General features: G+C 62.1%; 25 protein-coding genes and 1 riboswitch. Of the genes, 14 read left to right on the forward strand and 11 right to left on the reverse strand.

The window, feature by feature from the left end:
* Positions 1 to 24 precede the first annotated feature (24 nt).
* The 6 genes from AC1Q6X_RS00645 to AC1Q6X_RS00670 all read left to right on the forward strand — a co-directional run bounded on the left by AC1Q6X_RS00645 (position 25) and on the right by AC1Q6X_RS00670 (position 6,118).
* A complete protein-coding gene (locus AC1Q6X_RS00645) occupies positions 25 to 717 on the forward strand; it encodes a hypothetical protein (RefSeq protein WP_492494489.1) in 693 nt (230 codons plus the stop codon).
* Between the two features lie 11 nt (positions 718 to 728).
* Positions 729 to 1,337, forward strand: a complete 609-nt coding sequence (locus AC1Q6X_RS00650; protein ID WP_492494491.1) for an RES family NAD+ phosphorylase — start codon at positions 729 to 731, stop codon at positions 1,335 to 1,337.
* A gap of 138 nt (positions 1,338 to 1,475) precedes the next feature.
* Positions 1,476 to 1,832, forward strand: a complete 357-nt coding sequence (locus AC1Q6X_RS00655; RefSeq protein ID WP_070288706.1) for an ArsC family reductase — start codon at positions 1,476 to 1,478, stop codon at positions 1,830 to 1,832.
* A gap of 69 nt (positions 1,833 to 1,901) precedes the next feature.
* Positions 1,902 to 3,038: a succinyl-diaminopimelate desuccinylase gene (gene dapE, locus AC1Q6X_RS00660; RefSeq protein WP_492494493.1), complete on the forward strand. Its 1,137-nt coding sequence runs from the start codon at positions 1,902 to 1,904 to the stop codon at positions 3,036 to 3,038.
* A 56-nt stretch (positions 3,039 to 3,094) separates the two neighbouring features.
* Positions 3,095 to 3,985, forward strand: a complete 891-nt coding sequence (gene prmB, locus AC1Q6X_RS00665) for a 50S ribosomal protein L3 N(5)-glutamine methyltransferase (protein ID WP_070224006.1) — start codon at positions 3,095 to 3,097, stop codon at positions 3,983 to 3,985.
* Between the two features lie 138 nt (positions 3,986 to 4,123).
* Positions 4,124 to 6,118: an ATP-binding cassette domain-containing protein gene (locus AC1Q6X_RS00670; protein ID WP_492494495.1), complete on the forward strand. Its 1,995-nt coding sequence runs from the start codon at positions 4,124 to 4,126 to the stop codon at positions 6,116 to 6,118.
* A 41-nt stretch (positions 6,119 to 6,159) separates the two neighbouring features.
* On the opposite strand, the gene AC1Q6X_RS00675 is transcribed toward AC1Q6X_RS00670, so the two are convergent.
* Entirely contained in the window at positions 6,160 to 6,660 is a 501-nt protein-coding gene (locus AC1Q6X_RS00675; protein ID WP_230505209.1) for a chemotaxis protein CheW, read from the reverse strand.
* A gap of 193 nt (positions 6,661 to 6,853) precedes the next feature.
* Here AC1Q6X_RS00675 and arfB point away from each other — a divergent pair, with 193 nt between their 5' ends.
* Positions 6,854 to 7,252, forward strand: a complete 399-nt coding sequence (gene arfB, locus AC1Q6X_RS00680; protein WP_034749850.1) for an alternative ribosome rescue aminoacyl-tRNA hydrolase ArfB — start codon at positions 6,854 to 6,856, stop codon at positions 7,250 to 7,252.
* A gap of 3 nt (positions 7,253 to 7,255) precedes the next feature.
* On the opposite strand, the gene AC1Q6X_RS00685 is transcribed toward arfB, so the two are convergent.
* Both AC1Q6X_RS00685 and AC1Q6X_RS00690 read right to left on the reverse strand, forming a co-directional pair.
* Complete coding sequence (locus AC1Q6X_RS00685) at positions 7,256 to 9,115, reverse strand: flagellar assembly protein A (protein WP_492494498.1); 1,860 nt, start codon at positions 9,113 to 9,115, stop codon at positions 7,256 to 7,258.
* A 269-nt stretch (positions 9,116 to 9,384) separates the two neighbouring features.
* Entirely contained in the window at positions 9,385 to 9,774 is a 390-nt protein-coding gene (locus tag AC1Q6X_RS00690; RefSeq protein ID WP_070224012.1) for a hypothetical protein, read from the reverse strand.
* Between the two features lie 263 nt (positions 9,775 to 10,037).
* On the opposite strand from AC1Q6X_RS00690, the gene ompR reads away from it, so the two are divergent.
* Both ompR and AC1Q6X_RS00700 read left to right on the forward strand, forming a co-directional pair.
* On the forward strand, positions 10,038 to 10,739 hold the full coding sequence (gene ompR, locus AC1Q6X_RS00695) for an osmolarity response regulator transcription factor OmpR (protein ID WP_223278807.1): 702 nt from the start codon (positions 10,038 to 10,040) through the stop codon (positions 10,737 to 10,739).
* Between the two features lie 13 nt (positions 10,740 to 10,752).
* Positions 10,753 to 12,111 (forward strand): sensor histidine kinase, encoded by a 1,359-nt coding sequence (locus tag AC1Q6X_RS00700; protein WP_070288709.1) that lies wholly within the window; start codon positions 10,753 to 10,755, stop codon positions 12,109 to 12,111.
* 150 nt (positions 12,112 to 12,261) lie between these two features.
* Here the strand turns inward: AC1Q6X_RS00700 and AC1Q6X_RS00705 are convergent, their stop codons facing one another.
* Together AC1Q6X_RS00705 and AC1Q6X_RS00710 are read right to left on the reverse strand one after the other, a co-directional pair.
* The gene (locus tag AC1Q6X_RS00705) at positions 12,262 to 12,741 is read right to left on the reverse strand and encodes an Imm26 family immunity protein (protein WP_492494500.1); all 480 of its coding nucleotides are present in this window, start codon (positions 12,739 to 12,741) and stop codon (positions 12,262 to 12,264) included.
* Positions 12,742 to 12,834: 93 nt separating this feature from the next.
* Positions 12,835 to 13,140 carry a ferritin family protein gene (locus AC1Q6X_RS00710; protein WP_070288812.1) on the reverse strand — a complete coding sequence of 102 codons (306 nt, stop codon included), beginning with the start codon at positions 13,138 to 13,140 and terminating at the stop codon, positions 12,835 to 12,837.
* A gap of 142 nt (positions 13,141 to 13,282) precedes the next feature.
* Here AC1Q6X_RS00710 and AC1Q6X_RS00715 point away from each other — a divergent pair, with 142 nt between their 5' ends.
* From AC1Q6X_RS00715 to AC1Q6X_RS00725, 3 genes are all read left to right on the forward strand, one after another.
* The gene (locus tag AC1Q6X_RS00715; protein ID WP_492494502.1) at positions 13,283 to 14,440 is read left to right on the forward strand and encodes an iron-containing alcohol dehydrogenase; all 1,158 of its coding nucleotides are present in this window, start codon (positions 13,283 to 13,285) and stop codon (positions 14,438 to 14,440) included.
* A gap of 66 nt (positions 14,441 to 14,506) precedes the next feature.
* Positions 14,507 to 14,604: riboswitch (TPP riboswitch) on the forward strand.
* A gap of 85 nt (positions 14,605 to 14,689) precedes the next feature.
* Positions 14,690 to 16,837, forward strand: a complete 2,148-nt coding sequence (locus tag AC1Q6X_RS00720; protein WP_492494504.1) for a TonB-dependent siderophore receptor — start codon at positions 14,690 to 14,692, stop codon at positions 16,835 to 16,837.
* 12 nt (positions 16,838 to 16,849) lie between these two features.
* The gene (locus AC1Q6X_RS00725) at positions 16,850 to 18,946 is read left to right on the forward strand and encodes an alpha/beta hydrolase family protein (protein WP_492494506.1); all 2,097 of its coding nucleotides are present in this window, start codon (positions 16,850 to 16,852) and stop codon (positions 18,944 to 18,946) included.
* On the opposite strand, the gene AC1Q6X_RS00730 is transcribed toward AC1Q6X_RS00725, so the two are convergent.
* The 3 genes from AC1Q6X_RS00730 to AC1Q6X_RS00740 form a co-directional block, all read right to left on the reverse strand.
* Positions 18,943 to 19,479, reverse strand: a complete 537-nt coding sequence (locus AC1Q6X_RS00730; RefSeq protein WP_492494875.1) for an AAA family ATPase — start codon at positions 19,477 to 19,479, stop codon at positions 18,943 to 18,945. The two genes, AC1Q6X_RS00725 and AC1Q6X_RS00730, sit on opposite strands and share 4 nt — an antisense overlap.
* The gene (gene pnuC / locus AC1Q6X_RS00735) at positions 19,479 to 20,090 is read right to left on the reverse strand and encodes a nicotinamide riboside transporter PnuC (protein WP_070224181.1); all 612 of its coding nucleotides are present in this window, start codon (positions 20,088 to 20,090) and stop codon (positions 19,479 to 19,481) included. Before pnuC ends, AC1Q6X_RS00730 begins: the two co-directional genes overlap by 1 nt.
* An 85-nt stretch (positions 20,091 to 20,175) precedes the next feature.
* Positions 20,176 to 20,694, reverse strand: a complete 519-nt coding sequence (locus tag AC1Q6X_RS00740; protein ID WP_492494509.1) for a DUF2867 domain-containing protein — start codon at positions 20,692 to 20,694, stop codon at positions 20,176 to 20,178.
* A 67-nt stretch (positions 20,695 to 20,761) separates the two neighbouring features.
* On the opposite strand from AC1Q6X_RS00740, the gene AC1Q6X_RS00745 reads away from it, so the two are divergent.
* Together AC1Q6X_RS00745 and AC1Q6X_RS00750 are read left to right on the forward strand one after the other, a co-directional pair.
* Entirely contained in the window at positions 20,762 to 21,412 is a 651-nt protein-coding gene (locus AC1Q6X_RS00745) for a TetR/AcrR family transcriptional regulator (RefSeq protein WP_121670043.1), read from the forward strand.
* Positions 21,394 to 21,885 carry a hypothetical protein gene (locus AC1Q6X_RS00750; protein ID WP_492494511.1) on the forward strand — a complete coding sequence of 164 codons (492 nt, stop codon included), beginning with the start codon at positions 21,394 to 21,396 and terminating at the stop codon, positions 21,883 to 21,885. Before AC1Q6X_RS00745 ends, AC1Q6X_RS00750 begins: the two co-directional genes overlap by 19 nt.
* A gap of 3 nt (positions 21,886 to 21,888) precedes the next feature.
* Here AC1Q6X_RS00750 and AC1Q6X_RS00755 read toward each other — a convergent pair whose 3' ends face one another.
* From AC1Q6X_RS00755 to AC1Q6X_RS00765, 3 genes are all read right to left on the reverse strand, one after another.
* A complete protein-coding gene (locus tag AC1Q6X_RS00755; RefSeq protein WP_492494513.1) occupies positions 21,889 to 22,176 on the reverse strand; it encodes a hypothetical protein in 288 nt (95 codons plus the stop codon).
* A gap of 65 nt (positions 22,177 to 22,241) precedes the next feature.
* Positions 22,242 to 23,648 (reverse strand): tetratricopeptide repeat protein, encoded by a 1,407-nt coding sequence (locus tag AC1Q6X_RS00760; protein ID WP_492494515.1) that lies wholly within the window; start codon positions 23,646 to 23,648, stop codon positions 22,242 to 22,244.
* Between the two features lie 27 nt (positions 23,649 to 23,675).
* Positions 23,676 to 25,268 (reverse strand): tetratricopeptide repeat protein, encoded by a 1,593-nt coding sequence (locus AC1Q6X_RS00765; protein ID WP_492494517.1) that lies wholly within the window; start codon positions 25,266 to 25,268, stop codon positions 23,676 to 23,678.

Raw genomic sequence — 25,268 nt, forward strand, 5'->3', positions numbered from 1 at the left:
GACATGCCTTTTAAGGATACGGCCATGTCGAACACACATCGCAACCACTCAACAAATGACCAGCCAGCCTGCGAAGCCGAAGATGCTGAATCGGCATCCCCGCTGGCTGAGCAGCTGGCCGCCACACTGGCTGCCAGCGCCACAGGCTTGCGCTTCAACATTGCGCAAGACACCTTCCAGGAAGCCTATGCATCGCTGCTGGATGCCGTGCCGCGCGACGACCGGCCCGCGCTGCTGGCGCAAATGCGGCACGATCTCGATATCGTGGCAGAGCGGGAGCTGAGCATGGCTTCCGGCAACGATACGCAGACAGGCCACGTCAGCACCCGGCAATTCATGCGCGGCCTGGAAGAACAGGAACGGCATCAGCGTGAAAAAGACGTGGCCTCGCACAGCTTGCTGTCCGGCCCCGAATTGCGCGCCCGGCTGGCAGTCACGCCGCAGGCACTCAGTGCGGCACTGAAAGCCAGACGCCTGTTCGCCTTGCGCGGCGCCTCCGGCGAATATGTTTACCCGGCATTTTTCGCCGATCCCCGCCACGACCGGCACACGCTGGAAAAAATCAGCAAAATTCTCGGTGACTTGCCCGGCGCCGCAAAATGGGACTTTTTTACCGCCCCGCGCCTGTCGCTGGGCGGCAAGTCGCCGCTGCAAGCCTTGGCAAAAGGAAAACTCGACGCCGTGATGGCGGCCGCCCGCGCCTACGCCGACGAATAGCGGCGCCCCCCGTGGCAACCTTGCGCCTGCCCCGCTTGCCGCAACTGCCCGCATCGCTGCAAACGGTGCGCTGCGATCCTGCCACCTTGTACCGGGTTTCCGGCCATGCCACGGGTGAACCATACTTCGGCAGGGCGAATACCTACCGCTTCGACGATCCCCACCCACAAGCGGCGGCCCGCTTCGGCACCTGCTACCTGGGCATGTCGCTGGCCGTGGCGCTGGCTGAAACCCTGATGCACGACCGCAAGCCCATCCGCAACCACTTCATCATCGGCCTGGCCGTGATACAGGCGCGCTTTGTCATACGGTTCACGGGAGAAGCACTCGTCCTGGCCGACTTGACGGGTGCCGCCCTTCGGAAGCTGGGCGGCCACGCGGGACTCGGCGGCACAGCGTCGTATCAAACGACCAAAGCCTGGTCGGCCGCCATCCATGCGCATCCGGATGAGGTCGATGGCATGCTCTACATGTCGCGCCACAAGAATGATGAAACGGCAGTGGTACTGTTCCACCGGGCCACGCCCAAGCTGGCGATGGCGTCCGCCACGCCGCTATCCGCGCACCGCGACTTCGGCCAGGTGGCGACGCAACTGGGCATCCGCAGCGCGTGGTCCTGAACCTGCCCGTAACATGCAACCGTGTTGCACTGCCGCATCGACTGCGCATCGACTGTATAATGGCGGCTACCATCGCATTTTGACTTGGCGCAAGCGCCGCGATCAAGCGAACCGCATTCATTCCCCTTAGCCCTACCCATGACGACCATTACACTCTACGGTATCCCCAACTGCGATACCGTCAAAAAGGCCCGCACCTGGCTGGCCGCGCAGCAACTCGATTTCACCTTCCACGACTTCAAGAAGCAGGGCCTGGAACGCGCCACAGTGGAAGCGTGGCTCGGGCAATTGCCGTGGGATGTGCTGGTCAACAAGAAAGGCACGACCTGGCGCGCCCTGTCCGACGAGCGCAAAGCGTCGATCACGGACGCGGCCAGCGCATTGGACCTGATGCTGGAAAACCCGTCCATCATCAAGCGCCCCGTGCTGGACAAGGATGGCCAGTTCAGCGTGGCGTTTTCCGATGCCCAGTACAAGAGCATTTTTTCAGTTTAAACCCGACACCTGCAAAGCTGGGGTCGTACGGGGACGCCGAGTCCCAAGGGTACGCTCCCGCTCCACACCATGACCACCTCCAAAACCCTCGCCCTGACCGAAAAACTGATCGCCCTGTCCTCGGTCACGCCCGACGACAAGGGCTGCCAGCAGCACCTGATCGACCTCCTCACGCCGCTGGGCTTCGTCTGCGAAACGATCCAGTCGAACGACGTCACCAATCTGTGGGCGCGCCGTGGCACGACGTCCCCCGTGTTCGTCTTTGCCGGCCATACGGACGTGGTGCCGACCGGCCCCGTCGAGCAATGGCGCTCGGAACCGTTCATTCCCACGCACCGCGACGGCAAGCTGTACGGCCGTGGCGCGGCCGACATGAAGACCTCGATCGCCGCCATGGTGGTGGCTTGCGAGGAATTCATTGCCGCCACGCCCGAACACACGGGCTCGATCGCCTTTCTGATCACCAGCGACGAGGAAGGCCCGGCCACGGACGGCACCGTCATCGTCTGCGATAAACTGAAGGAACGGGGCGAGCAGATCGACTATTGCCTCGTGGGTGAGCCGACCTCGAGCGCGCAGCTGGGCGACATGATCAAGAACGGCCGCCGCGGTTCGCTGTCGGGCCGCTTGACCATCAAGGGCGTGCAAGGCCACATCGCCTATCCGCACCTGGCGAAAAACCCGATCCACGAAGCGGCGCAGGCGCTGGCCGACCTGGTCGAGGAAAAATGGGACGCGGGCAACGAGTATTACCTGCCGACCTCGTGGCAAATGTCCAACATCAACGCGGGCACGGGCGCCAATAACGTCATTCCAGGCGACATGGTGATCGACTTTAACTTCCGCTTTTCCACGGCCAGCACGGCGGAAAACTTGCAGGAAAGGGTCCACGCCATCCTCGACAAGCATGATTTGCAATACGATTTGCAGTGGACCCTGAGCGGCCTGCCCTTCCTCACGCCGCGCGGCACCTTGAGCGATGCGCTGTCGGCGGCCATCCTCGAAGAAACGGGCCTCACGACGGAGCTGTCGACCACGGGCGGCACCTCGGATGGCCGGTTTATCGCGCAAATCTGCCCCCAAGTGATAGAATTCGGGCCGCCCAATGCCAGTATTCACAAGATCGACGAGCACATCGAACTGCGCCACATCGATCCTCTGAAGAATATTTACCGGCGCACGCTGGAGCATTTGCTGCCCGTCTGAACCAGAATACCGAGGCCCGTCACGGCGGGCCAGAACACCGTCTTTTCGAGAATGCCATGACCCCGAACCCGTTTTCCACGCCACGCGACCTGCTGCGCTACGCCGTTACCCGTTTTAATACCGCCAAGCTGTTTTTCGGCCACGGCAGCGCCGAAGCGTTCGACGAAGCGGCTTATCTGATCCTGCACACCTTGAAGTTGCCGCTCGACAAGCTCGAACCGTTTCTCGACGCCAAGCTGCTGCCGTCGGAAGTGGCCAGCGTGATGACGGTCATCGACCGCCGCAGCATCGACCGCGTGCCAGCCGCCTACATCACCAAGGAAGGCTGGCTGGGCACGTATAACTTCTACGTCGACGAGCGCGTGATCGTGCCCCGCTCCTTCATCGCCGAGCTGATCCCTGAATACTTCTCGCCGTGGGTGGCGGAACCGGAAGCCGTGGAAAACATCCTGGAACTGTGCACCGGTTCGGGCTGCCTGTCCATCATGATGGCCGACGCCTTCCCGAACGCCCAGGTCGACGCCGTGGACATTTCCGCCGACGCGCTGGCCGTGGCCAAGCGCAACGTCGACACGTACAAATTGCAAGACCGCGTGAACCTGATCGAATCGGACCTGTACACGAACGTGCCGGCCAAGAAATACGATTTGATCATCAGCAACCCGCCGTACGTGAATTCCGCGTCGATGGGCGCCCTGCCCCAGGAATACCTGGCCGAACCGCAAATCGCCCTCGACGGCGGCAGCGACGGCATGGACCTGGTGCGCAAGATCATCGCCGGCGCAGCCGAGCGCCTGACGGACGACGGCATCCTGATGATTGAAATCGGCAACGAGCGCGCCTACGCGGAAGCGGCCTTCGGCGAGCTGGGCCTGACCTGGCTGACGACGAGCGCCGGCGACGACATGGTATTCCTGCTGACGGCCGAGCAGCTCAAGCTGGTTTGATCGACTTGGCAGGTCGGATTAGCGTAGCGTAATCCGACATGCCTGTGCGGCACCCGTCGGATTACGCCCTTCGGGCTAATCCGACCTACACGATGTTTTTACGGCGAGGGGTAAAGCCCAGCCTTTACAAAGAAAAAAATGATACGTTTCCTACAAGTAAGCCTGATGCGCGGCATCAAACCGTTGCTCGAACAAGTCGATGTCACCCTCAATCCGGGCGACAAGATCGGCCTGATCGGCGCCAATGGCGCGGGCAAATCGAGCCTGTTCGCCATGATGCGCGGCGAATTGCACCCTGACCAGGGCGAGATCGATTTCCCGGCCAAATGGCGCGTGGCTTACGTGGCGCAGGAAACGCCGCCGCTGGACCGTGCCGCGCTCGATTACGCCATCGACGGCGACGTGACCTTGCGCAAGCTGGAAGCGGAACTGGCGCGCCTGGAATCGGAGCCGGCCACGTCGGAAAACGGCATCGCCATCGGCGAGATCTACAGCGCCATGGCCGATGCCGATGCATATACCGTGCAGTCGCGCGGCGAGCAATTGCTGCTGGGCCTGGGCTTTACCCTGGACCAGATGCAGCAGCCTGTCGCCAGTTTCTCCGGCGGCTGGCGCATGCGTCTGAACCTGGCGCAAGCGCTGATGTGCCCGTCCGACCTGCTGCTGCTCGATGAGCCGACCAACCACTTGGACCTGGACGCCATCATCTGGCTGGAAGACTGGCTCAAGCGCTACGCCGGCACCTTGCTGATCATTTCCCATGACCGCGACTTCCTCGATGAAGTGGTCAACGTCGTCGTGCATATCGACGAGCGCAAGCTGAAACGCTATTCGGGCAACTATTCGAGCTTCGAGCGCCAACGCGCAGCGCAGATGATCCTGGCCGCCGGCGCGCTGGAAAAGCAGCAGCGCAAGCGTGCCCATCTGGAATCGTTCGTGAACCGCTTCAAGGCGCAAGCCTCGAAAGCCCGCCAGGCGCAAAGCCGCATGAAGGCGCTGGCGAAGATGGAAGAACTGGCGCCGCTGCGCGCCGCCGCCGAATTCTCGTTCGAATTCCGCGAGCCTTTGAGCGCCCCGAACCCGCTGCTGGTGATGGAAGACGTCGATGCGGGCTACAAGATCGAAAACGAAGCGACGGGCGAGATCACGCACAAGACCATCGTCAACGGCATCAAGTTTTCGCTGCAGATCGGCCAGCGTATCGGCCTCCTGGGCCAGAACGGCGCCGGCAAATCGACGCTGATCAAGACCATCGCCGGCGAACTGATGCCATTGACGGGCGACGCCACCATGGGCAAGGGCCTCAACATCGGCTACTTCGCCCAGCACCAGGTGGAAATGCTGCGCCACGACGAATCGCCGCTGTGGCATCTGGCGAAGATCGCCCCGACCGTGCGCGAGCAGGAACTGCGCAACTTCCTGGGCGGCTTCAACTTCCCCGGCAACATGGTCACCGCGTCGATCGCGCCGTTCTCGGGCGGCGAAAAAGCCCGCCTGGCGCTGGCCCTGATCGTCTGGCAGCGTCCGAACCTGCTGCTGCTCGATGAACCGACCAACCATCTGGACCTGGAAACGCGCGAAGCGCTGACGGAAGCGCTGGCCCAGTTCGAAGGCACCTTGGTCGTCGTATCCCATGATCGCCATTTGCTGCGCGCCACCACGGACGAATTCATCATCGTCGCCGACGGCAAGCTGCAGCCGTTCGACGGCGACCTGGACGACTACAAGGATTGGCTGTTCAAGACCAAGCTGGGCAAGGGTACCGATGTGCTGCCGGCCGCCGGCAAGGCCAACAAGACCGACTTCCCGGTAACGTCGTCCGTCCCTGTGCCGGCAGCCGCCCCTGCCGCGCCCGTGCGCGACAAGCGCCAGGAAGCGGAAGAGCGCCAGAAGGCGGCCGCCCTGCGCAAGCCGATCGAAAACAAGATCAAGCGCCAGGAAGAGCAAATCGCCAAGCGCAACGCGCAAAAGGCGGAAACGGAAGAAAAGCTGGGCGAGCCGACCATCTACGACGCGGCCAACAAGGCCAAGCTGAAACAGTTGCTGGCCGACCAGACCTTCTTCACCAAGGACTTGGCGCAGCTGGAAGCGGAATGGCTGGACTTGCAGGATCAGCTGGAAAAACTCGGTTAATCAAGCAGCGACAAAAGACGACCTTCAGGTCGTCTTTTTTTTTAGGCCACCTGCATGGGACCGGGGCTGCGGATTGCCATCAGGCGGTCGATGTCGACGAGGATCAAGCGGCGTCCCGCCACCGTGGCCAGGCCCAGCAGGTAATCGGCCTCCGCCTCGCCAAGGCCGGGCACGGCGGCGATGTCGGCGGGCGCCAGGCTGACGATATCGGTGACGCCGTCGACCACCATGCCCATCACGCCATTACTCAGCTGCAGGATGATCACGTCGGTGGCCGGGTCTGGCGCGCCGTGGGCGCTGCCGAACGCGGCACGCATATCCACGATGGGGATGATCACGCCGCGCGAGACGGCCACGCTGTGCAGCACTTCCCCTTCCGAAGAAAAACGGTCGAGCTCCTTGATGGCACGCAATTCCCGCACGCAGCGGTAATCGAGGCCGTATTCCAGGCCGCCCAGCCGAAAGCTCAAGTACTGCGTCAGGGATTGCGCGGTGCCGCGTTCCGCCGTCGCTGCGGCGCCAGGCGTGGTCGTGGGCTGCATGGTGTTCCTTTCATCCGGTAAGCGCTGCCAGGATGCGCAGTGGCGCAACGTTGGCCCATGCTAACCAGCATCCCCGCCTCCAGCGTTGAGAAACATCAACTTTCCCGGAAGACATCATCGACTGGCCGCCCGCCCTTGCGCCGGCGCAGCCATCTTCCCTTACAATACCCACATCACTCCCTACAGGCAGGCCATGCAACACCTCGTCAACCCCGCTGAAGTTGAATTTTCCGCCATCCGCGCCCAGGGCCCGGGCGGGCAGAACGTCAACAAGGTGTCCAGCGCCATCCATCTGCGCTTCCCCATCGCCGCCTCGTCGCTGCCGGAAGCGTACAAGGAGCGTCTGCTGGCCCTGCGCGACAGCCGCATCAGCAAGGATGGCGTACTGGTGCTCAAGGCGCAGCAGTCGCGCAGCCAGGAGCAGAACAAGGAAGAAGCCTTGCGCCGGCTGCAGGAAATCATCGACAGCGTCACGTTCCTGCCCGCCGTACGGCGCGCCACCAAGCCCACGCGCAGTTCGCAGCGGCGCCGCCTCGACAGCAAGAGCACGCACAGCGTCCTCAAGCAGTCGCGCGGCAAGGTCACGGATTAAACGCTAGGGCGGCGGCGCATACGTCCAGTCCAGGCTGCCCGTGCTGTTCGCAAACACGGCTTGCGTGGCCGGCGTGGCGCTGCGCAGCAAGGCCTTGATCTCTTTCGGCGGCCGGTCGTAGACCTTGGCCGGCCCGGGCGGCACGACCAGGGCGCGCACCGTCGTCTCGCCATCGACCAGGCCCAGGCTGCAGCGCGACTGGCCAGCCGTCGCCTGCCGCTCCTGGCGCAGCTGCGCCACCAAGGACAGCATTTGCGCCTGCAGAATTTCCGACTGCTTGACTTCCACGCGCAGCCGCGCCACTTCCTTCAGGACGGGAGCGATGCGCGCGGCCAGCTTGTCGTATTGCAGCTGTTGCGCCGGCTGCAGCTGCAATTCGCCGCGCCGCAGCTGGCCCGCCAGGGTCAGGTAGTTGCGCACTTCCGGCAACTGCGCGATGGCATCGATTTCCTGCTGGCGCTTGTGCTGCACCTGCTGGTACTGCGCGGCCTTGGCCAGACTCTCGGCGATCTGTTGCTCCAGGGCGCTCAAATCGGGCACGAGGGGAAATAGCAGCATTTCCACCTGCTTGCGCGGGCCGGCGCTGCCGATGCGGATGGTGCGCGCCGCCACGGCGCAGCCTTCGGCCAGTTCGATGACGACCTCGTCGGCGATGATCTCGCAATTGCTGGCGCTGTCGATCACCACGCGCGTGCCGGCGATGACACAGCTTTCGGCGCGCTTCACATGCACTTCGCCGCTGAGCGCCTGCAGCACGGAACCGGAAGCGACGCCCTCGACGCGCACATCGCCGTGTTCATTGAACGCCGTGCCGCCCACCAGGTTGCGCTGCAACAAGATCAGTCCGCCATGCGAGTGCAAATGGCCATACACGTCGCCATGGATGGTGATATCGCTGCCGTCGAGCTGACGCTGCTCCTGCACGTCGCCATACTCCTCGTAGGCGGCGCGCAGCTTCAGATTGCCCGTGGTGCGGCTGCTGACGCCTTCGCGGCTGACGATCTTGTTCTCGATGGAGATCTTGCCGCCCTCATCGACATTCACGTAACCAGCCTGGGTGGCCACGACGAAATCGCCATCGCTGAAATGTTCGACCGCCGTGCCCGGCCCCGCCACTGTGGCCAGGTCCAGCGCCAGCGGCGCGGGCGGCGGCAGGGCCTTGCCGGCCAGGTCATAGCCGGGCAAGCCGGGCGCACCTGGCAGCAGACGCAGCAGGCGCGCGTGTTTTTTGACTTGCGGAAAGCGGTTCTTGAAGCTGAGCAAATCGAGGCGGCCATCGGAGCGTTCGCGCGGCGCATCGTCGCGGTGGATGCCTTGCGACACCTCGACCAGTTGGGCGTCGCGCCCCGGCTGCGGCGGCAGCACCCGCGCCACCGTGATGCGCTCGGCCTTGCCGCTGGCGAGAATGGCGCGCACGGCCACACTATCGATGCCGTAGTGCACACCCTTGCACCACAGGTCAGCCACCAGCTCGTCAAACTCGCGGCGCACAGGCACCTGGCCATCGGCGTCAGGAAGCAATGCTTCAAAGTAAAACTCGGCGCTGTCGCCGTGGATCTTGACCTGTTTATACAGGGCGCGGCGCTGGGGTGAAAATGGCGCCACGCGCACGGCGATGCGCAGCAAGGCGTCACCCTTGGGCGCGGCGCGGGGCGTGGGGGCATGAAACAGGGTCAGCAGGAACAAACCGTAATCGAGGCCAGCCAGCAACTGCCCCGACTGGAACAGCTGGTCGACGGCGGCGCGCAGCTGCGCCGGCGCCAGCGACAGGTCCAGGAACACGCCCCCGTCGCGCTGGAGCAGGCCGTACGGCAGGCCGCCTGCGGGGGCCGCATCAGGAACGGGTGTGTCGTCGTCGCTCACCACTTGCCTCCCCCTGCAACACATTCAGAGAATTGTCTCAGTGCACTAGAACAATATCACGGGGCGTGGCGGTATGCCGGATTAGCATAATCCTGGCGCAACAAACAGGGGAATGAAAAATGGAGATGGATGTTTCAGGTAAAGTCACGACATCTGGTAAGACCGTAGCGAGCGGAAGTGACTTGTGGCCTGCGATGCTCACTGTACTTTAGTACAGTGAGCATCGCAGGCCACAAGTCGCGACGCGCAGTAGGTATTGCCGGATGTCATCAACGACGCGGCGGATTCGAGTAAATATCCTGGCCCACTTCGTTGATCTGGCGGCGCAGGTCGCGGCGCTCGTCGGGCGTCATGCGGCCCGTGCGGCGTGAGGCGTCCGCGCCCTCGTTGGCGCGGCGCTGCTCTTCGGCGCGGGTGTCGAAACTGCGTGCGTCACGCTGTTCGCGCAGTCGCGTATCATTGCTATTGCTGCGCTGTACCTGTTCATACCGCTGGGCCTGCATTTGCTGCTGGTCGTCACGGCGTGGCGGCGGCTGGTTTTGCGCCAGCGCCAGGCTGGCGGCAAACACGGAACAAACGGCAAATGCGGACAGCACAGTCGTACGTGCGGCAATAGCTGCGCTGGGAGCGGCGTGAATTTTTTTAGTAAAGATATTCATTGAGTTCCTCTTCCGCGATGCCGTATAAACTAAAGCTGATTTCCACTGTGGCCCCAGTGTATGATGCTTTACACGGTGCAGTAAGAGTAATTGGGTAAAGTTTGTAACACTTTGTAATGGGTCGCCACAGCCCCTTGCCGACGCCGCGCGAGGCGTTACTATAGCAACTAATATAAGATAACACGACACCCTAAATGACCACAACCTCCACTACCGGCAGCAATACAACAACGCAATCGATCCATGGCCACCAGGCAAAAATCATGGTGGTCGATGACGATGTGCGCCTGCGCGACCTGCTGCGGCGCTACCTGACCGAACAGGGCTTCAATGTCTTCACGGCAGAGAGCGCGACGGCCATGAACAAGCTGTGGCTGCGCGAACGCTACGACTTGCTGGTGCTCGACCTGATGCTGCCCGGCGAAGACGGCCTGTCGATCTGCCGCCGCCTGCGCGGCGCGGGCGACCAGACGCCGATCATCATGCTGACGGCCAAGGGCGAGGACGTGGACCGCATCGTGGGCCTGGAAATGGGCGCCGACGACTACCTGCCGAAACCGTTCAATCCGCGCGAGCTGGTGGCCCGCATCGGCGCCGTGCTGCGCCGCAAGGGTCCCGATGAAATCCCGGGCGCGCCGTCGGAAACGCCGCAAACCTTCGAGTTCGGCGACTTCGTGCTGGACCTGGGCACGCGCACCTTGAAAAAGAACGGCGAAACGGTGCCGCTGACCACGGGCGAATTTTCCGTATTGAAAGTGTTTGCCCGCCATGCGCGCCAGCCGCTGTCGCGCGAAAAACTGATGGAACTGGCGCGCGGACGCGAATACGAAGTGTTCGACCGCAGCCTGGACGTGCAGATTTCGCGCCTGCGCAAACTGATCGAACCCGATCCGTCGAGCCCGCTCTTCATCCAGACCGTGTGGGGCCTCGGCTACGTCTTCATCCCGGACGGACAGCCGCGCTGATCGCTGGCGAGGCATGATGAAGCTTGTTCCCGATATCAGCCTGGCGCGGCTGAAAAGCGGCCTGTTCTGGCGCACCTTTTTGCTGCTCGGCACCTTGACCACGGTCAGCATGATCACCTGGATCGGCATGATTTCCGTCATCCAGCGCGAGCCGCAGGCGCAGCAGATTTCCGCCCAGATCATTTCCGTCGTCACCATCACGCATGCGGCACTGACGCACTCGGCGCCCGAGTTGCGCCGCGAGCTGCTGTTCGACCTCGTCAGCAACGAAGGCATCCGCATCTTCTCGCTGGAAGAGGACGACCGCATCGAGCCGCCGCCCGACAATTACCTGATGCCCGAGATCGAGGCGCTGGTGAAGGCCAAACTGGGCAAGGACACGCGCTTTTCCGCGCGCGTCAACGGCGTGGCCGGCTTCTGGGTCAGCTTCAAGATCGACGACGACGAATACTGGCTGATGCTGGACCGCGAGCGCCTGCGCGGCCTCACGGGCTTCCAGTGGCTGGGCTGGGCCAGCCTGGTGTCCCTGCTGTCGCTGCTGGGCGCGGCCATCATTTCCAGCCTGATCAATCTGCCGCTGTCGCGTCTGACGGCGGCCGCGCGCGACATCGCCAAGGGCAAGCAGCCGGCGCCGTTGCCGGAAAAAGGGCCGATCGAAATCATCGAGGCGAACCGCAGCTTCAACCAGATGGTCGATGATCTGAAACAAGTGGAATCGGACCGCGCCGTGATTCTGGCCGGCATTTCGCACGACTTGCGCACGCCGCTGGCGCGCATGCAGCTGGAAGTGGAAATGGCCAATCTGTCGGACGAGGCGCGCGAAGGCATCCAGTCCGATATCGGGCAGATGGACGCCATCATCGGCCAGTTCCTCGACTACGCCAAGCCGACGGAAGCGTCGAGCTTTACCGATGTCGACCTCAGCGGTTTGCTCAACGACATGACGCGCGAAGCGATGCGCCTGCCGGATGTGAAGCTCAACGCCACTATCGCCGATGGCGCGCATGCGATGGGCAACCCCACCGACTTGCGCCGCGTGCTGAACAACCTGATCGAGAATGCGCGCCGCTATGGCAAGACGCCGGGCAGCGACGTGACGGAAATCGACATCGCCTGCCAGGTGCGCACCAGCCACGGCGCGAAAAAGGTGATCATCGAGGTACAGGACCACGGCACGGGCGTGCCGGCGGAAAAGATCGAGCAGCTGATGAAGCCGTTCACCCGCCTCGACACGGCGCGCGGACAAGCCAACGGCGCTGGCCTGGGCCTGGCCATCGTCGACCGCGTGCTGCTGCGCCACGGCGCCGAATTACAGGTGCGCAACCGCGAAGGCGGCGGCCTGGCGTTTCAGATCAGCTTGCCGGCGGCATAAGCGGCGTAGGTCGGATTAGCGAGGCCTTGCCTCGCGTAATCCGACAACATTGTTGACCTGGGCCGCTGGTGGTGTCGGCTTACGCGCTTTGCGCTAAGCCGACCTACGCGGTCCGATGCAGGTTCCGGCACCAAGGCCGCCCGGCAGCCATCAAGCCGACGCCTGCTCCTGCGCCAGCAATTTACTCATCAACAATTCCGTCGCCCCATAGCCGTACAGGGAATCGCTTTCCATGCCCGGCGTGTCGAAGGGGATTGATTCCTCTCGGTTCAGCTTGGCAGGATCGGCGTCCGCATAGCTGGCGCGCCAGGCGCGCTGCAGGGATTCATTGCGGCGGATAAAAGCCGGCATGGGCCAGGCATCGCGCTCCCAGTGAGCACTGTCGCCCAGCAAGGGCCAGCGCTCGTTGAGCAGGGCCATGTCGCCCGTGCGCAGGCGGCGCACGGCCTGTTCCGGCCGCAAGCCTTCCAGCTCTTCCAGTGTGGGCAAGCTGTCGCGCTTCGGCCCGAACATATACGCCAGCATGATGCGCCCGGCAGGCGCCCTGCGCGCCACCACGCCGACGGCATAACCGCCGCCCGGCAGGGGCACGGCAAACCAGCTGCCTTCTCGGTATGGTAATGATTTCATTTCTGCAGACTCCCCCAAAATCGTGTTCGGGGCACAGTCTACGCGAAGCAAAGGTTAAATGGCGCATGGTACGCCACAACAACAAACCAATAGTTACAATATTTTCTCGTCATAGTGATACTGAGCAACAATTGGCCCCGCCTTGAACAGCGCTTCTTTCATGGCCGTATCGAGGCGCGCGTCGCGGCGGCGCATCCATTCGAGCAGCATGGCCGCTTCCTTGCGGCTCGTGTCGCCCGCATGCGCGAGCACGCGGCGCAGTTCGGGGTCCGTGCACGCCTCGAAGCGCTGGCTGTTCAAGTCCAGCGCCTGCAGCGCGGCGATGGCGGCGCCGATGGCGCGGTGCATGTCGAGCGCCGTGGCGGGCAAGCCGGATTCTTCCAGTGGGACGGTGGTCATGCGCATTCCTTTTCGCGTGGTGGTGACATCGGCTGCATTCTCCACCGCGCGGACGAAAAGCTCAAGCGTCCACGACACGATTTCACCCGTTCGGCCATAATCATGCCTCAGCAACAGCCTACACCTCGGCAGCGGGAGCCCCATGTTCAATTTCGATTTTTACAATCCGACGCAAATCCTCTTCGGCCAGGGCCAGATCGCCGCCATCGCCGGCCTGATCCCGCCCCAGGCGCGGGTCCTGATGACCTACGGCGGCGGCAGCATCAAGCAGAACGGCGTCTACGATGAAGTCAGGGCGGCGCTGGCCGGCCACACGGTGCTGGAATTTGCCGGCATCGAACCCAATCCCAGCTATGAAACCCTGATGCAGGCCGTGGCCATGGTGAAAAGCGAGCGCATCGATTTCCTGCTGGCCGTCGGCGGCGGCTCCGTGGTCGATGGCACCAAGTTCATCGCCGCCGCCGCCCTGCACGAGGGCGTAGCGTGGGACATCCTGGCCAAAGGCGGCAAGATCGTCGAAGCCGCCCTGCCCTTCGGCACCGTTTTGACGTTACCGGCCACGGGTTCCGAAATGAATGGCTCGGCCGTGATCACGCGCAAAGCCACCCAGGAAAAGCGCTCGTTCATGAGCCGCAAGGTGTATCCGAAATTCTCCGTGCTGGACCCGTCGAAAACGTTCACCTTGCCGCTGCGCCAGGTGGGCAACGGCGTCGTCGATGCGTTCGCGCATGTGATGGAACAGTATTTGACCTACCCCGTGAACGCGTCCGTGCAAGACCGCTTCGCGGAAGGGATTTTATTGACCCTGATCGAGGAAGGCCCGAAAGCCCTGTCGCACCCGGACGACTACGACGTGCGCGCCAACGTGATGTGGAGCGCCACCCTGGCCTTGAACGGCCTGATCGGCGTGGGCGTGCCGCAGGACTGGTCCACGCACGCCATCGGCCACGAATTGACGGCCCTGTACGAGCTCGACCATGCGCAGACCCTGGCCATCATCCTGCCCAGCATGCTGCGCGTGCGCAAGCAGGCCAAGCGCGCCAAGCTGCTGCAATACGCGGCCCGCGTGTGGGGCCTCGATGGCGGCGACGAAGAGGGCCGCATCGAGGCGGCCATCGCGCGCACGGAATTCTTCTTCCGCCACATGGGCGTCAAGACGCGCCTGGCCGACTACGGTCTGAACCATGCCAGTGTGGACGCCGTCGTGTCCGCCCTGGAAGCGCACGGCATGACGGCGCTGGGCGAACAGCGCGACATCACGCCGGATGTCAGCCGCAAGGTGCTGGAACTGAGTCTGTAGATTTCGTCGACACTGTTGTAAAACGGTCAGCCGGGTGGGACAGCTGGCCGTGCTTCATGCTAAGCTGTCAACCGCTAGGGGTCCTGGAGCAGTCATCCGGGTGAGAGATACCCTTCGTACCTGATCTGGATAATGCCAGCGAAGGAAAGCGCAAAGTACCTCCCTCCTTTGATAGCTCCTGCGTTGGCGCCAGCCGAACAAGCAGCCTGCCGTGCTCTTTCCCGAGACGGCTTGAACCACGAGCAATCTATGTCCAAACCGAATTTATCTGTTTCCGTCCTGACCCTGGCCATCCTGCACGCGTTTGCCGCGCCTGCCTTCGCCGCGAATGACACCACCGAAGCGGCCGACCCGCAGGCGCAAAGCATGGCCGAAGTCGTCGTCACGGCCAGCAAGGCGCCGGCCGCCAAGCGCGCCTCCGTGGGCGGTTTCAGCGATGCGCCGCTGCTGCAGACGCCCGCGTCCGTCACCGTCATTTCGCAGAAAGACATGCAGGACTTGCAAATTCGCAATCTCAGCGATGCCGTCAAGCTCGACGCCAGCATCAACGATGCCTACAACGCCGTCGGTTATGCGGAACAGTTCACGATCCGCGGTTTCAAGCTCGACAACAATTCCAGCTACCGCAAGGATGGCGTGGCCATTCCTGGCGACACGCAAATTCCGCTGGAAAACAAGGAACGCATCGAAGTGCTGAAAGGCCTGGCCGGCTTGCAGGCAGGCGTGGCCGCGCCGGGCGGCGTGATCGACTTCATCGTCAAGCGCCCCACCGCCGCGCCGCTGCGCACGGTCACCGTGGAAACGCGCGAGCGGGGCACCCTGTACGGTGCCGTCGACCTGGGCGGCCGCCTGGAAGACACGCGCTTCGGCTACCGGGTCAACGTGGCGGCCGAGCGCCTGCGCTCCTACATCAAGGGCGCGGACGGCAACCGCAAGTTCATTTCCGGTGCCTTCGACTGGCAGATTTCGCCGCAAGCCCTGCTGCAACTGGACGCCGACTACCAGGACAAGGCGCAGGCCACGGCGCCCGGCTTCCAGCTGCTGAACAATAAGACCTTGCCGACCGGTATCAGTGCCGACGCCATGCTCAACCTGCAGCCGTGGACGCGCCCCGTGGAAACCGTCACCAGCAATATCGGCCTGCGCTTCCAGTACGCCTTCAATGACGACTGGCATGCCACCCTGTCGGCCAACCAGCACTCGTTCAAGCGCGACGATTACACGGCCTTCCCGTATGGCTGCAGCGGACAGGACCTGTACCCCGGCTTCTGCGGCAATGGCGACTACGACGTGTATGACTACCGCAGCCTGGGCGAGACGAAAAAACCGCTGAGCGCGCAAGCCATGATCCAGGGCAAGTTCGCCACCGGCTCCCTGCGCCATGAACTCACGGCCGGCGTCTCGACCTTCCGCCGCAAGGACCGTGCCGGCCTGTACGTGTACGACTGGGTCGGCGTGAGCAACATCTACCAGCCGCAGATCGTCGGCACGTCGCCAGGCGTCACGGGTCCCGTGCGCCTGGTGCGCAAGGATACGGAAAACGCCGTCTTCGTGCAGGATATCGTCAGCCTGGCGCCGAACTGGAAACTGCATGGCGGCTTGCGCCATATCAATGTCGATGGCTACCAGTACGTGCTGAAGGCCGACACGGAAATCCGCGCCAAGCACGATTTCCTGCTGCCGAATGTATCGCTCGTCTATACCCCGCTCGACAATGTGTCCGTGTATGCGGCCTATTCGCAGGGCATGGAACATGGCGGCACGGCCGACCGCAAGGCGATGAATGCCAATGAAGAACTGTCGCCGAGCCGCTCGAAGCAGATCGAACTCGGCGCCAAGATGGATGTAACGCCGGACTTCATGCTGGCGGCCAGCCTGTTCCAGATCCGCAAGGGCCTGGAATTCCAGAACACGGCCGGCTACTTCGTGCGCGAAGGCCAGGCCCAGCACCGCGGCCTGGAATTGTCGGCGCAGGGCAAGGCAAGCGCCAACCTGAGCCTGGGCGCTTCCGTGACGGCCCTGAACAGCCAGCAGTCGGGCACGGGCAATGCGGACCTCGACGGCAAGCGCGTACCCAACGTGCCCGCCTTCAAGGCGGCCGTGCATGCGGACTACGCCGTACAACAGGTGGCGGGCCTGAGCGTGAATGGCAGCTGGGAATATGCGGGCAAGAAAGCGTTTGAGTACAACAACACGACCTTCGTGCCGTCGTACCACGTGTTCAACCTGGGCGCCGCTTACGCCACGCGCATCGCCGGCACACGCGCCGTGCTGCGCGCCGCCGTCAACAACGTGGCCGACAAGTTCTACTGGCGCGACGTGACGCCGGAATCGGACGGCTATCTGTATCCGGGCGCCAGCCGCACCTTCAAGGTGTCGGCGCAGTTCGATTTTTAATTTCTGTAAAGATTGATCCAGGGCGCAAGAGACCTGGCACGGGGACGACGGCGAGGATGGCGAGGAAGCTGGAAATATTTCCTAATAGGAATTGATTTTATTGCTACAATAAATATCATTATTTGCAACTACCCACCCTTGCCGATGCCTACATTGCCACGCGCCTTGCCCTTACTCGTCGCCGTCCTGTTCCCGACTTTGGCGGCCAGCGCTGCCTGGTCGGCAGAGCGACTCATCCCCATCGAACACTTCACCAAGCGCGATGCCGTCAGTAAGCTGCGGCTTTCGCCAGATGGCAAGCATTTGGCCGTGACGGTGCAAGTTCCCCAGGGTGAACGCATGGTTCCCACCATCGGGATCTACAGCCTGCCCGAGATGCAACTGGTCGGCACGCTGCGCCTGCGTATCTTTGAAGTGCCGATGAGCTACTTCTGGCTGAACAACCGGCGCCTCGTCATGCGCAAGGGCGAGGAACAAGGCTCCCTCGAAAAGCCCATGTCGACGGGAGAAATCCTCGCCTTTGACCTCGACGGCAACAAGCAGGAATATTTGTATGGCTATGAAATGTTTCGCTCATCAAGCCGCGGACAGTATCAGGATGATTATGGCTACGCCTATATCAATACCATTCCCCGGCCGCGCACGGGCCATGTCTTTCTGTCCGCCCAGGACTGGGATCGCGACCGCTCGATGCTGTATGACGTGGACAGCAAACAGGGCGTGCGCAAGCTGATCGCCAATATTGCTGCGCCGCGGCTGAGTTACATCTTGCAGAATAATCAGGTGCCACGTTTTGCCTATGGCTGGAACGACGAGCTCACTCCCATCTTGTATCGCTATGACGATGCCAGCAGCGAATGGCGTCTGCATACGATGCAGAAAGGCAGGAATTTCATTCCATTCCAGTTCACGCCGGACGACAGCGCGTTTTTCGCCTTTCAGAACAACGATAACGGCCCGTATTCGCTGATACGTCAAGAACTTGCCAGCGGCAAACAAACTGTCCTGGCGCAGGATGCCGTCGGCGACGTCAGAACTGCCATGCTGGCGCCCGACGACACGCCATTTGCCGTCGTCATCGACATCGGCAGGCCACGCACCGTGTACGTCGATCCTGCCAGCGATAGCGCCAGACTGCACCAGCAATTGAGCGCCTCGTTTCCGGACGATCATGTCCAGTTCATCAATTTCACGGACGATGGCGCCACCTTGCTGTTTGCCGTTTCCAACGACCGCGATCCGGGCAGCTATTACCTGTATCACAAAGCCAGCAACAAGGCCGACCTGCTGTATGCGACCATGGCCGACATCGATCCGGAACAGATGGCCCCGCGCCGGCCGATTGCCTTCAAGGCACGTGACGGACTGGACCTGCATGGCTACCTGACCATGCCAAAGCATGCTCCCGGCGTCAAGCTGCCTCTGGTGGTGATGCCCCATGGCGGCCCGCACGGCATCGCCGACACCTGGTATTTCGATAGCGACGCCCAATTCCTTGCCAGCCGCGGCTATGCGGTGCTGCAGGTAAACTACCGTGGCTCCGATGGTCGCGGCGAGCGGTTCCGGCGCGCCGGCTATCGCCAATGGGGTACGCTGATCCAGGATGACATCCTCGACGGCCTCGCGGCCGTACTGGCGCAGGGTGAAGTCGATGCCAGCCGCGTCTGTTCGTATGGCGCCAGCTTCGGCGCGTATGCGGCCATGATGCTGCCTGTCCGTGCGCCTGGCGCCTTCAAATGCGCGATTGGCTATGCCGGCGCGTATGAACTGAAGCTGCTGCAGGACGCCCCCATGACGCGCCGCCTCAAGTATGTGCGGCGCGAGTTCCAGGACTATCTGGGCGAGGATACACGCGAACTCGATGCCATTTCACCGAGCCAGCAAGCGCAGCGGATCAAGGTGCCGGTGTTGCTCATCCATGGCGACAAGGATGAGACCACGCCGCCCGTGCAGGCCGAGCTGATGCGCAAGGCGCTGATTGCCGCCAATAACGCGCCCGAATGGATGATGGTGGAAGACGAGGGGCATGGCTTTTACAAGACGCGCAACGCCACCGCGATGTATCGGAAACTGGAAGCATTCCTGCACCAGCATATTGGCAGGCCTTAACGCTGCAGGACTGCCGCAGCCCTCGCCATCCAGCCGTCAACCTGCTTCAAGCGCTGCGCGAGTGGACCGTTGACCAGCAGGTAGGCGATGCCGCGCGCGTCCAGCTCGTCGAGCAGATAGCGGTAGATCAGCTGGCGCACGGCTTCCGATTCGCGCTGCAAACCGTCTGGCGTCCAGGGGCTGTCGGGGGCAGTCACGATGGTCGCGTGGTATTGATGGCCGGCGGCCAGCGCCGCCAGTTGCGCATCGGCGCCATTGAAATAATGGCGGCTGTAGACCGCCGTCATCAAGGGCGTCGTGTCGCAGAACAGGAAGTGACGGGCTTGCGCAGCGGCCGCGTCTTCGCGTTCAACTTGCGTACGCGCAATCCCATACTGGTCTTCTGCCACAGGCACCCTGCCCTGCGTGGCGACGAATTCACGTAAATACTCAGGCACCCAGACGGTGCCGTAGCGCTCGGCCAGCGCGGCCGCCAGGGTCGACTTGCCCGACGATTCCGCGCCCAGGATGGCCACGCGCACGCAGCGGTCCATCACTTGAGGACCATTGCATCGGGCGCGGCCGGCGCCGCTTTTTTCCACGCCAGCAAGCCGATCGTGGCCATGACAACAAACACGGCATACAGGATGGCCGTCAGGGTCAGGTCCTTGTGCAGGTACAGCCACACGTACAGCACGTCGACGACGATCCAGACGATCCAGTTTTCCAGCTTCTTGCGCGACAGCAGGAATTGCCCCACCAGGCTGCCTGCCGTGAGGAAACCGTCCGCGTGAGGCACGTCCGTGTCGGTCGAGGTCAGCAGCCAGGCCAGCAGCACAAAGCCCGCCAGCCACGCCAGGGCGCTGCCCAGCCAGCCGCGCATGCCCAGCCGCGTGACGGGCAGGGTCTTGCCGCCGCTGGCCGGATGCAGCCACTGGTACCAGCCCCAGAACGAGACGCTGATGAACAGCAATTGCAAGGCCATGTCGCCATACAGGCGCGATTCGAAAAACACGAAACCGTAGGCGGCCGAGGAAATGATGGCGAACAGCCACGCCCAGTGGTTCTGGCGGATGTTCAGCGCAACGGTTGTCAGTGCCAGGACAAAGGAAATCAGTTCAAGCGGCGTGGTGGCAAAACCCAGCAGGAGAAGCGTATCGTTCATGGGAATCGTGATGAGGCTGGTGGTGCAGTATGCAATACCGGCCATGAATAAGCAAGATTGCCCTTGCCGTCCGCCCCTCCCCGCCTCAGGCGAAGCCTGCCCTGGCGGCGCGCGCCAGCGAATGCCGCACGATCAGCTTGTGAAACGGCCGGATCAGCAGGATATAGGCACGCCCCACCCGGTTATGGCAATGCACGACGCTGGAGACGGTCACGCTGCCATGGCGGCCCGCGTCGCGGTTGCGCAGCACCGACAGGCGGAAATCGAGGTGGCTGTCATCCTCGCCCAGGATGATCTCGTCGTCGCTGACGGCATAGATGCGGAAGATGCCGATGCGCTTGCCGGGCCGCGCTTCCATCTGTTTTGCCGTCCGGATGCCGAAACGCGCCACGATGGCGTCGCGCAGCACCATCAGCTTGCGCGCCCAGCCCGGCTGCTTGCCCAGCAGCTGGCGCGCCAGGCTCTGCATGTCCATCTGGCGCGCCTGCGCGGTGGGCAAATCGACGGCGTAGGCGTCGGCCAGGTTGCTGCCGGGATACAGCGGAGCGATGCTGGCGCCTGGCGGCAAGTCCACGGTGCGGACGGCAATGTTCATCTCATGCATGTGCTCTCCATGTTTTCAGTGATAACATGCCCATCATACACGACAATGTGAACAGCGATAACATCGAATGACAACAACGAGCACCTACCATCACGGCAACTTGCGCGACACCCTGGTCGCCACCGTCATCGCGCAACTGGCGCAGCAGCATGACGCCGCCCTCTCGCTGCGCGAACTGGCGCGCACGGTGGGCGTCTCGGTCGCCGCCGTGTACCGCCACTTTCCCAGCAAGGAAGCCTTGCTGGCCGAAGTGGCGGCGGCCGGCTTCGCCAGCCTGATACAGAAATGGGAAACGCAGCTGCCGCCGCCGGGCAGCCTGCCGGCCGAACAGCGTTTTCAATTGCTGGGCCAGCAATACATCGAATTCGCCCTGGCCGCGCCCGCACACTACCGGCTGATGTTCGAGCACCAGGACGTGCGCCAGTTCCCCGCCCTGCAGGAAGCGGCGCAAGCGTGCTTTCAATATGTGCTGCAGACGGCAGGCGCGGCCGTGCGCGAAGCGGGCCTCGATCCGCGCTGGGACAAGGCCGCCGCCAGCGCCGGCTGGTCGCTGGGCCACGGCTACGTGATGCTGCTGCTGAGCGGCCGCCTGGCCATGGCGGACGGTGGCGACGCGCTGTCGCCGGCCATGGTGCCGCGCTTTTTTCAATTGCCGGTCGAGGCGCTGCGGCAGGCGCCGCCGTCAGGAGCTTTTGACTCATGCACAACATCTCGATAGACACGCTCTCCGTGATCGCCAGGCAATGCCTTGCCGTCACGTGCCTGCAACGCTTTTGCCGGCGCTTTGATGTGGATCATCCTGCCCTGTCCGCGTTCGCCGCTCACGTGTGGAAAGTGGCGCAGGTCGGGCCAGAGGATTTTGCCGCCTGGGAACGGGGCTTCGCTTCCCTGGCTGTGACGGGCATGGGCGATCCCTGGCCGGAAGACGTGCGTGCGCCACTGCCCGGGCACCTGCTAGGCACGCTGGAAGCACTGGTGCAACATGTGCTGGAAACGAGCGCCTGTACCTGGCATGGCGATGACCTTGCGGCAAGCCGGCGCCAGCTGGAAGCCGTCCTTGATATCTGTGCCAGGCATGACGTCGCCGTGCCGCAGCTTGGGCGCTATGCGCAGCCGGATGCGGCGCTGCGCGGCGGCTGGGGGCCGGTGCTCACGGACGAGGAAATCAGGGCCTGGCAAGCCCTGATATAGCGCTTACACCAGAAGGCCTTGGCGCACCTGGTCGAGCAGGCGTTCCTCTTCATCCGTATCGGCATCGACTTGCGTGACCACGGTCCAGAACGGCGCGCACGTCTTGATCTGCTCGAAAGCATGGCGCGTTTCCAGCCGCACCATGGTTTTCCTGAGGCTGTGCAGATAGCCTTCCTCGATGGCGCAGAGCAGCTCGTCATCAGCGACGTCGATCAGCTCGCTCAACGCGCCTTCGATCCTTGCGTGGCCCTCTTCCCATAGTTGCCCGATTTCCGGCACATCGGCTTCCATGCACTCGTTCGACCAGTCCGGAGGATAGTAATCACGCGCCCTGTTACCGGGATCGGTGTCAAAGCTCAGCGAAATGGACGGGAACGATACGGCGTTGAAGGCAAAGGCTGAAAATGCCTGATCCTTGAAAGCGGACGCGCCCAGCAGCGCCAGCGAGGCATTGGCCAGCCTGAACCAGGTTGCTTCAACGTCATAGGCTGTTTCAAACGCGTGCCAATCCGGCGGTAAATCGGGAGTCTGGGGCATGGGAACCTGTCGAAAAAGAATAGCGGAGGATAGTGCGCGGAATTATACGTGGCACAGCCCATGCGGCAGGCCGTGGCGCGTGCACAGTGCGGGCGATGCCGGGGCGGCAAACCGGCGGGGCGCAGCGCATAGTCGGCGGCCAGGAAATATGGCTCTTTTGAAAGCGAGGCGGCGCCTGGCTGCGGGGTGGCTGGCAGTGGACGGACGCCCATGGCGGCGTCGAGCAGGCTCTTTCGTTGTCCATCCCACGGCGGCAGATCGGCCGGTGGCAATGGCAGGATTTTATCGAGGTTGAGAAAGCGGCGATTGGGGTTGAAGCCGAGGGCACGACTAAGTACGCCGTAACGTTCCGCTCGCGCCTTATCAATATACGGGACCAGCATATTTGCAAGATCAAACGGATCGCCGAATTCAATCGTGAGTTTGTTTGCGCATTTCTCGCAGCCCAGCCTTACTCCGGTATGTAATACTTGCAAGGCACGCTCTTTGGTTTCAGTTGTTCTTTCCCCATCAGACGTGCCGTCAGGCGTTCTTAATACAACATATAAATAAGATAAATCATATGCGGATGGGCCATATCCCTGCCCCAGTGCACACTCCATCATCTTGATTGCCACAGGAATATTCCCCCACATTTCAGCACCCGGATAATCCTTCCCCGCAGTGAGTTTTTCTCCTAAAAAACCCAGCGCTTGGGGGTTACCCATCTGCGCCGCCTTTTGCCAAAAGGCATAGGCGCGAGTGATGTCGCCGTCAACGCCGGTGCTATTCGCATAATAAGTCCCCATCCGGTCATAGGCCGCCGGTATGCCCAGCCGCATCGCCTTTTCCACCAGTTGCACCGCCTCTTCCTCACCATATAGAGGATCGCGCCCTTCCACATACAGGCTGGCCAGATTGAGCATCGCCTTCCAGTGCAATCGCTCTGCCGCCTGACGCGTCAGAGCGACGATTTTTTTGTAATCGCGGTCTTCCACGGCAATTTCGGGATCTTCCATGGCGCGCGCTTCGAGGAACCAATCCTCGGCTTGCGCATCGATGGGCGGCACCTTGCTTGCCTCGACTTCGCAAATGAAGTCAGGAACATGCGGATTGAAGAGCGGCAAACTTTGGTTGCGCGGCAAGACTTTGTCGTTTGGCATTTTGCAGGCAAGCAGGCAGCACAAGACAATCAGCGACGCAAGGCGTCCTCTTGTGGCAGCCATGCTGGATTGATTCCAAATCATTGCGTGCTCCATCGCTACGGCATTGCGTTACCCAAGATCAGGAAGGGACACATCCATCAAATGCCACGTCACCTCGTCGGCAGGCAAATCGAGCAGCCAGTCGCGGCGCGGTCGCGGGAACGGTGCGCCCTGGGTCAGCCAGGCCTGGCGCCAGTACTGGTTGACGATGGCCTGCAGCGGATGGTCGGCCGCCACCCACGGCTGCCAGACGCCGCTGATCGGACAGACCTGGTCGCAAACGCAGCTCAACAAAGGCTCGGGCCGCCCCACCTCGCGCAGCAAACCCTGCACCGCGCGCGGTTCCACGGCGCCATGGTTGTGCCGTATCGTCAGGCACTGCTCCCACGTCACGGGGCCATAACGACTGTTTCCATCAGCATCCAGCGTGCTGAAATGGCGGAACGCTTCGCCTTTGTGAAATAGCCGGGCCGCTTCCTTCACTCCTTGCCCTTGGGCGGGTTGCCAGTATGCGGAAAACGGCGCAGTCGGCGCGTCGCTGTGCAAGCCGGTGGGGTGCAGCGCATAGTTGGCGGCCAGGAAATATGGTTTTTGCAACAACGAGGAGGCGCTTGGCTGCGGGGTGGCTGGCGGCGGACGGACACCCATGGCGGCGTCGAGCAGGCTCTTTCGTTGACCATCCCACGGCGGCAGATCGGCCGGTGGTAATGGCAATATTTTATCAAGGTTGGGAAAGCGGCGATTGGGGTTGAAGCCGAGGGCGTTACTAAGCATACGATATCGCTCTCCACGAGCCTTGTCTACATATGGCACCAGCATATCGGCAAGATCAAAAGGTGAACCGAATTCAATTGCCAATGCATTTGCACAATCCTCACAACCAAACTTAACACCTTCATGCAACACCTTTAATGCACGACTTTTTGTTTCAGCGTTACGCGAGCCATTTATTTTCCCATTGGCAGCCCGTGGAGATACATACAAATAATGCAAATCAAATGCTGCGGGACCATATCCTTGCCCAAATGCACATTCCAGCATTTTTGTCGCGACGGGAATATTGGACCAATAGCCCGCCCCTTCACTGGCGGGTCCAACATTTAATTTATCCGCCAAAAATGCCATCGCTTGCGGATTTCCCATCTGCGCCGCCTTTTGCCAGAAGGCATAGGCACGCGTGATGTCGCCATTGACGCCGGTACTGTTCGCATAATAGGTTCCCATCCGGTCATAAGCCGCAGGTATGCCCAAACGCATAGCCTTTTCCACCAGTTGCACCGCTTCTTCCTCACCATATACAGGATCGCGCCCTTCCACATACAGGCTGGCCAGATTGAGCATCGCCTTCCAGTGCAATCGCTCTGCTGCCTGACGCGTCAGATCAACGATTTTTTTGTAATCGCGGTCTTCCACGAAAATTTCTGGATCTTCCAAGGCGCGTGCTTCGAGGAACCAGTCCTCCGCTTGCGCATCGATGGGCGGCACCTTATTCGCCTCGGTTTCACAGATAAAATCCGCGACATGGGGATTGAAGAGGGGCAGACTCTGGTTCCGTGGCAGGACTTTGTCGTTAGGCATTTTGCAAGCAATCAAAGGAACAAAGAGAAGAACTGCCAACGCAAGAAATGGCAGGCGAAAAGATACGGTATTTTTCTTACTCAT

The organism is Janthinobacterium sp. GW823-FHT06H09 (assembly GCF_058794735.1).

Excerpts from the sequence above, each read along its gene's own strand:
- AC1Q6X_RS00655 (WP_070288706.1), top strand. The coding sequence starts at position 1,476 with ATGACGACCATTACACTCTACGGTATCCCCAACTGCGATACCGTCAAA.
- AC1Q6X_RS00730 (WP_492494875.1), bottom strand. The coding sequence starts at position 19,479 with ATGGACCGCTGCGTGCGCGTGGCCATCCTGGGCGCGGAATCGTCGGGC.
- AC1Q6X_RS00710 (WP_070288812.1), bottom strand. The coding sequence starts at position 13,140 with ATGACCACCGTCCCACTGGAAGAATCCGGCTTGCCCGCCACGGCGCTC.
- AC1Q6X_RS00690 (WP_070224012.1), bottom strand. The coding sequence starts at position 9,774 with ATGAATATCTTTACTAAAAAAATTCACGCCGCTCCCAGCGCAGCTATT.
- AC1Q6X_RS00700 (WP_070288709.1), top strand. The coding sequence starts at position 10,753 with ATGATGAAGCTTGTTCCCGATATCAGCCTGGCGCGGCTGAAAAGCGGC.
- AC1Q6X_RS00715 (WP_492494502.1), top strand. The coding sequence starts at position 13,283 with ATGTTCAATTTCGATTTTTACAATCCGACGCAAATCCTCTTCGGCCAG.
- AC1Q6X_RS00675 (WP_230505209.1), bottom strand. The coding sequence starts at position 6,660 with ATGCAGCCCACGACCACGCCTGGCGCCGCAGCGACGGCGGAACGCGGC.
- AC1Q6X_RS00645 (WP_492494489.1), top strand. The coding sequence starts at position 25 with ATGTCGAACACACATCGCAACCACTCAACAAATGACCAGCCAGCCTGC.
- AC1Q6X_RS00740 (WP_492494509.1), bottom strand. The coding sequence starts at position 20,694 with ATGCATGAGATGAACATTGCCGTCCGCACCGTGGACTTGCCGCCAGGC.
- prmB (WP_070224006.1), top strand. The coding sequence starts at position 3,095 with ATGACCCCGAACCCGTTTTCCACGCCACGCGACCTGCTGCGCTACGCC.
- dapE (WP_492494493.1), top strand. The coding sequence starts at position 1,902 with ATGACCACCTCCAAAACCCTCGCCCTGACCGAAAAACTGATCGCCCTG.
- AC1Q6X_RS00755 (WP_492494513.1), bottom strand. The coding sequence starts at position 22,176 with ATGGAAGCCGATGTGCCGGAAATCGGGCAACTATGGGAAGAGGGCCAC.
- AC1Q6X_RS00670 (WP_492494495.1), top strand. The coding sequence starts at position 4,124 with ATGATACGTTTCCTACAAGTAAGCCTGATGCGCGGCATCAAACCGTTG.
- AC1Q6X_RS00745 (WP_121670043.1), top strand. The coding sequence starts at position 20,762 with ATGACAACAACGAGCACCTACCATCACGGCAACTTGCGCGACACCCTG.
- AC1Q6X_RS00750 (WP_492494511.1), top strand. The coding sequence starts at position 21,394 with ATGCACAACATCTCGATAGACACGCTCTCCGTGATCGCCAGGCAATGC.
- AC1Q6X_RS00760 (WP_492494515.1), bottom strand. The coding sequence starts at position 23,648 with ATGATTTGGAATCAATCCAGCATGGCTGCCACAAGAGGACGCCTTGCG.
- AC1Q6X_RS00765 (WP_492494517.1), bottom strand. The coding sequence starts at position 25,268 with ATGAGTAAGAAAAATACCGTATCTTTTCGCCTGCCATTTCTTGCGTTG.
- ompR (WP_223278807.1), top strand. The coding sequence starts at position 10,038 with ATGGTGGTCGATGACGATGTGCGCCTGCGCGACCTGCTGCGGCGCTAC.
- AC1Q6X_RS00705 (WP_492494500.1), bottom strand. The coding sequence starts at position 12,741 with ATGAAATCATTACCATACCGAGAAGGCAGCTGGTTTGCCGTGCCCCTG.
- AC1Q6X_RS00720 (WP_492494504.1), top strand. The coding sequence starts at position 14,690 with ATGTCCAAACCGAATTTATCTGTTTCCGTCCTGACCCTGGCCATCCTG.
- arfB (WP_034749850.1), top strand. The coding sequence starts at position 6,854 with ATGCAACACCTCGTCAACCCCGCTGAAGTTGAATTTTCCGCCATCCGC.
- pnuC (WP_070224181.1), bottom strand. The coding sequence starts at position 20,090 with ATGAACGATACGCTTCTCCTGCTGGGTTTTGCCACCACGCCGCTTGAA.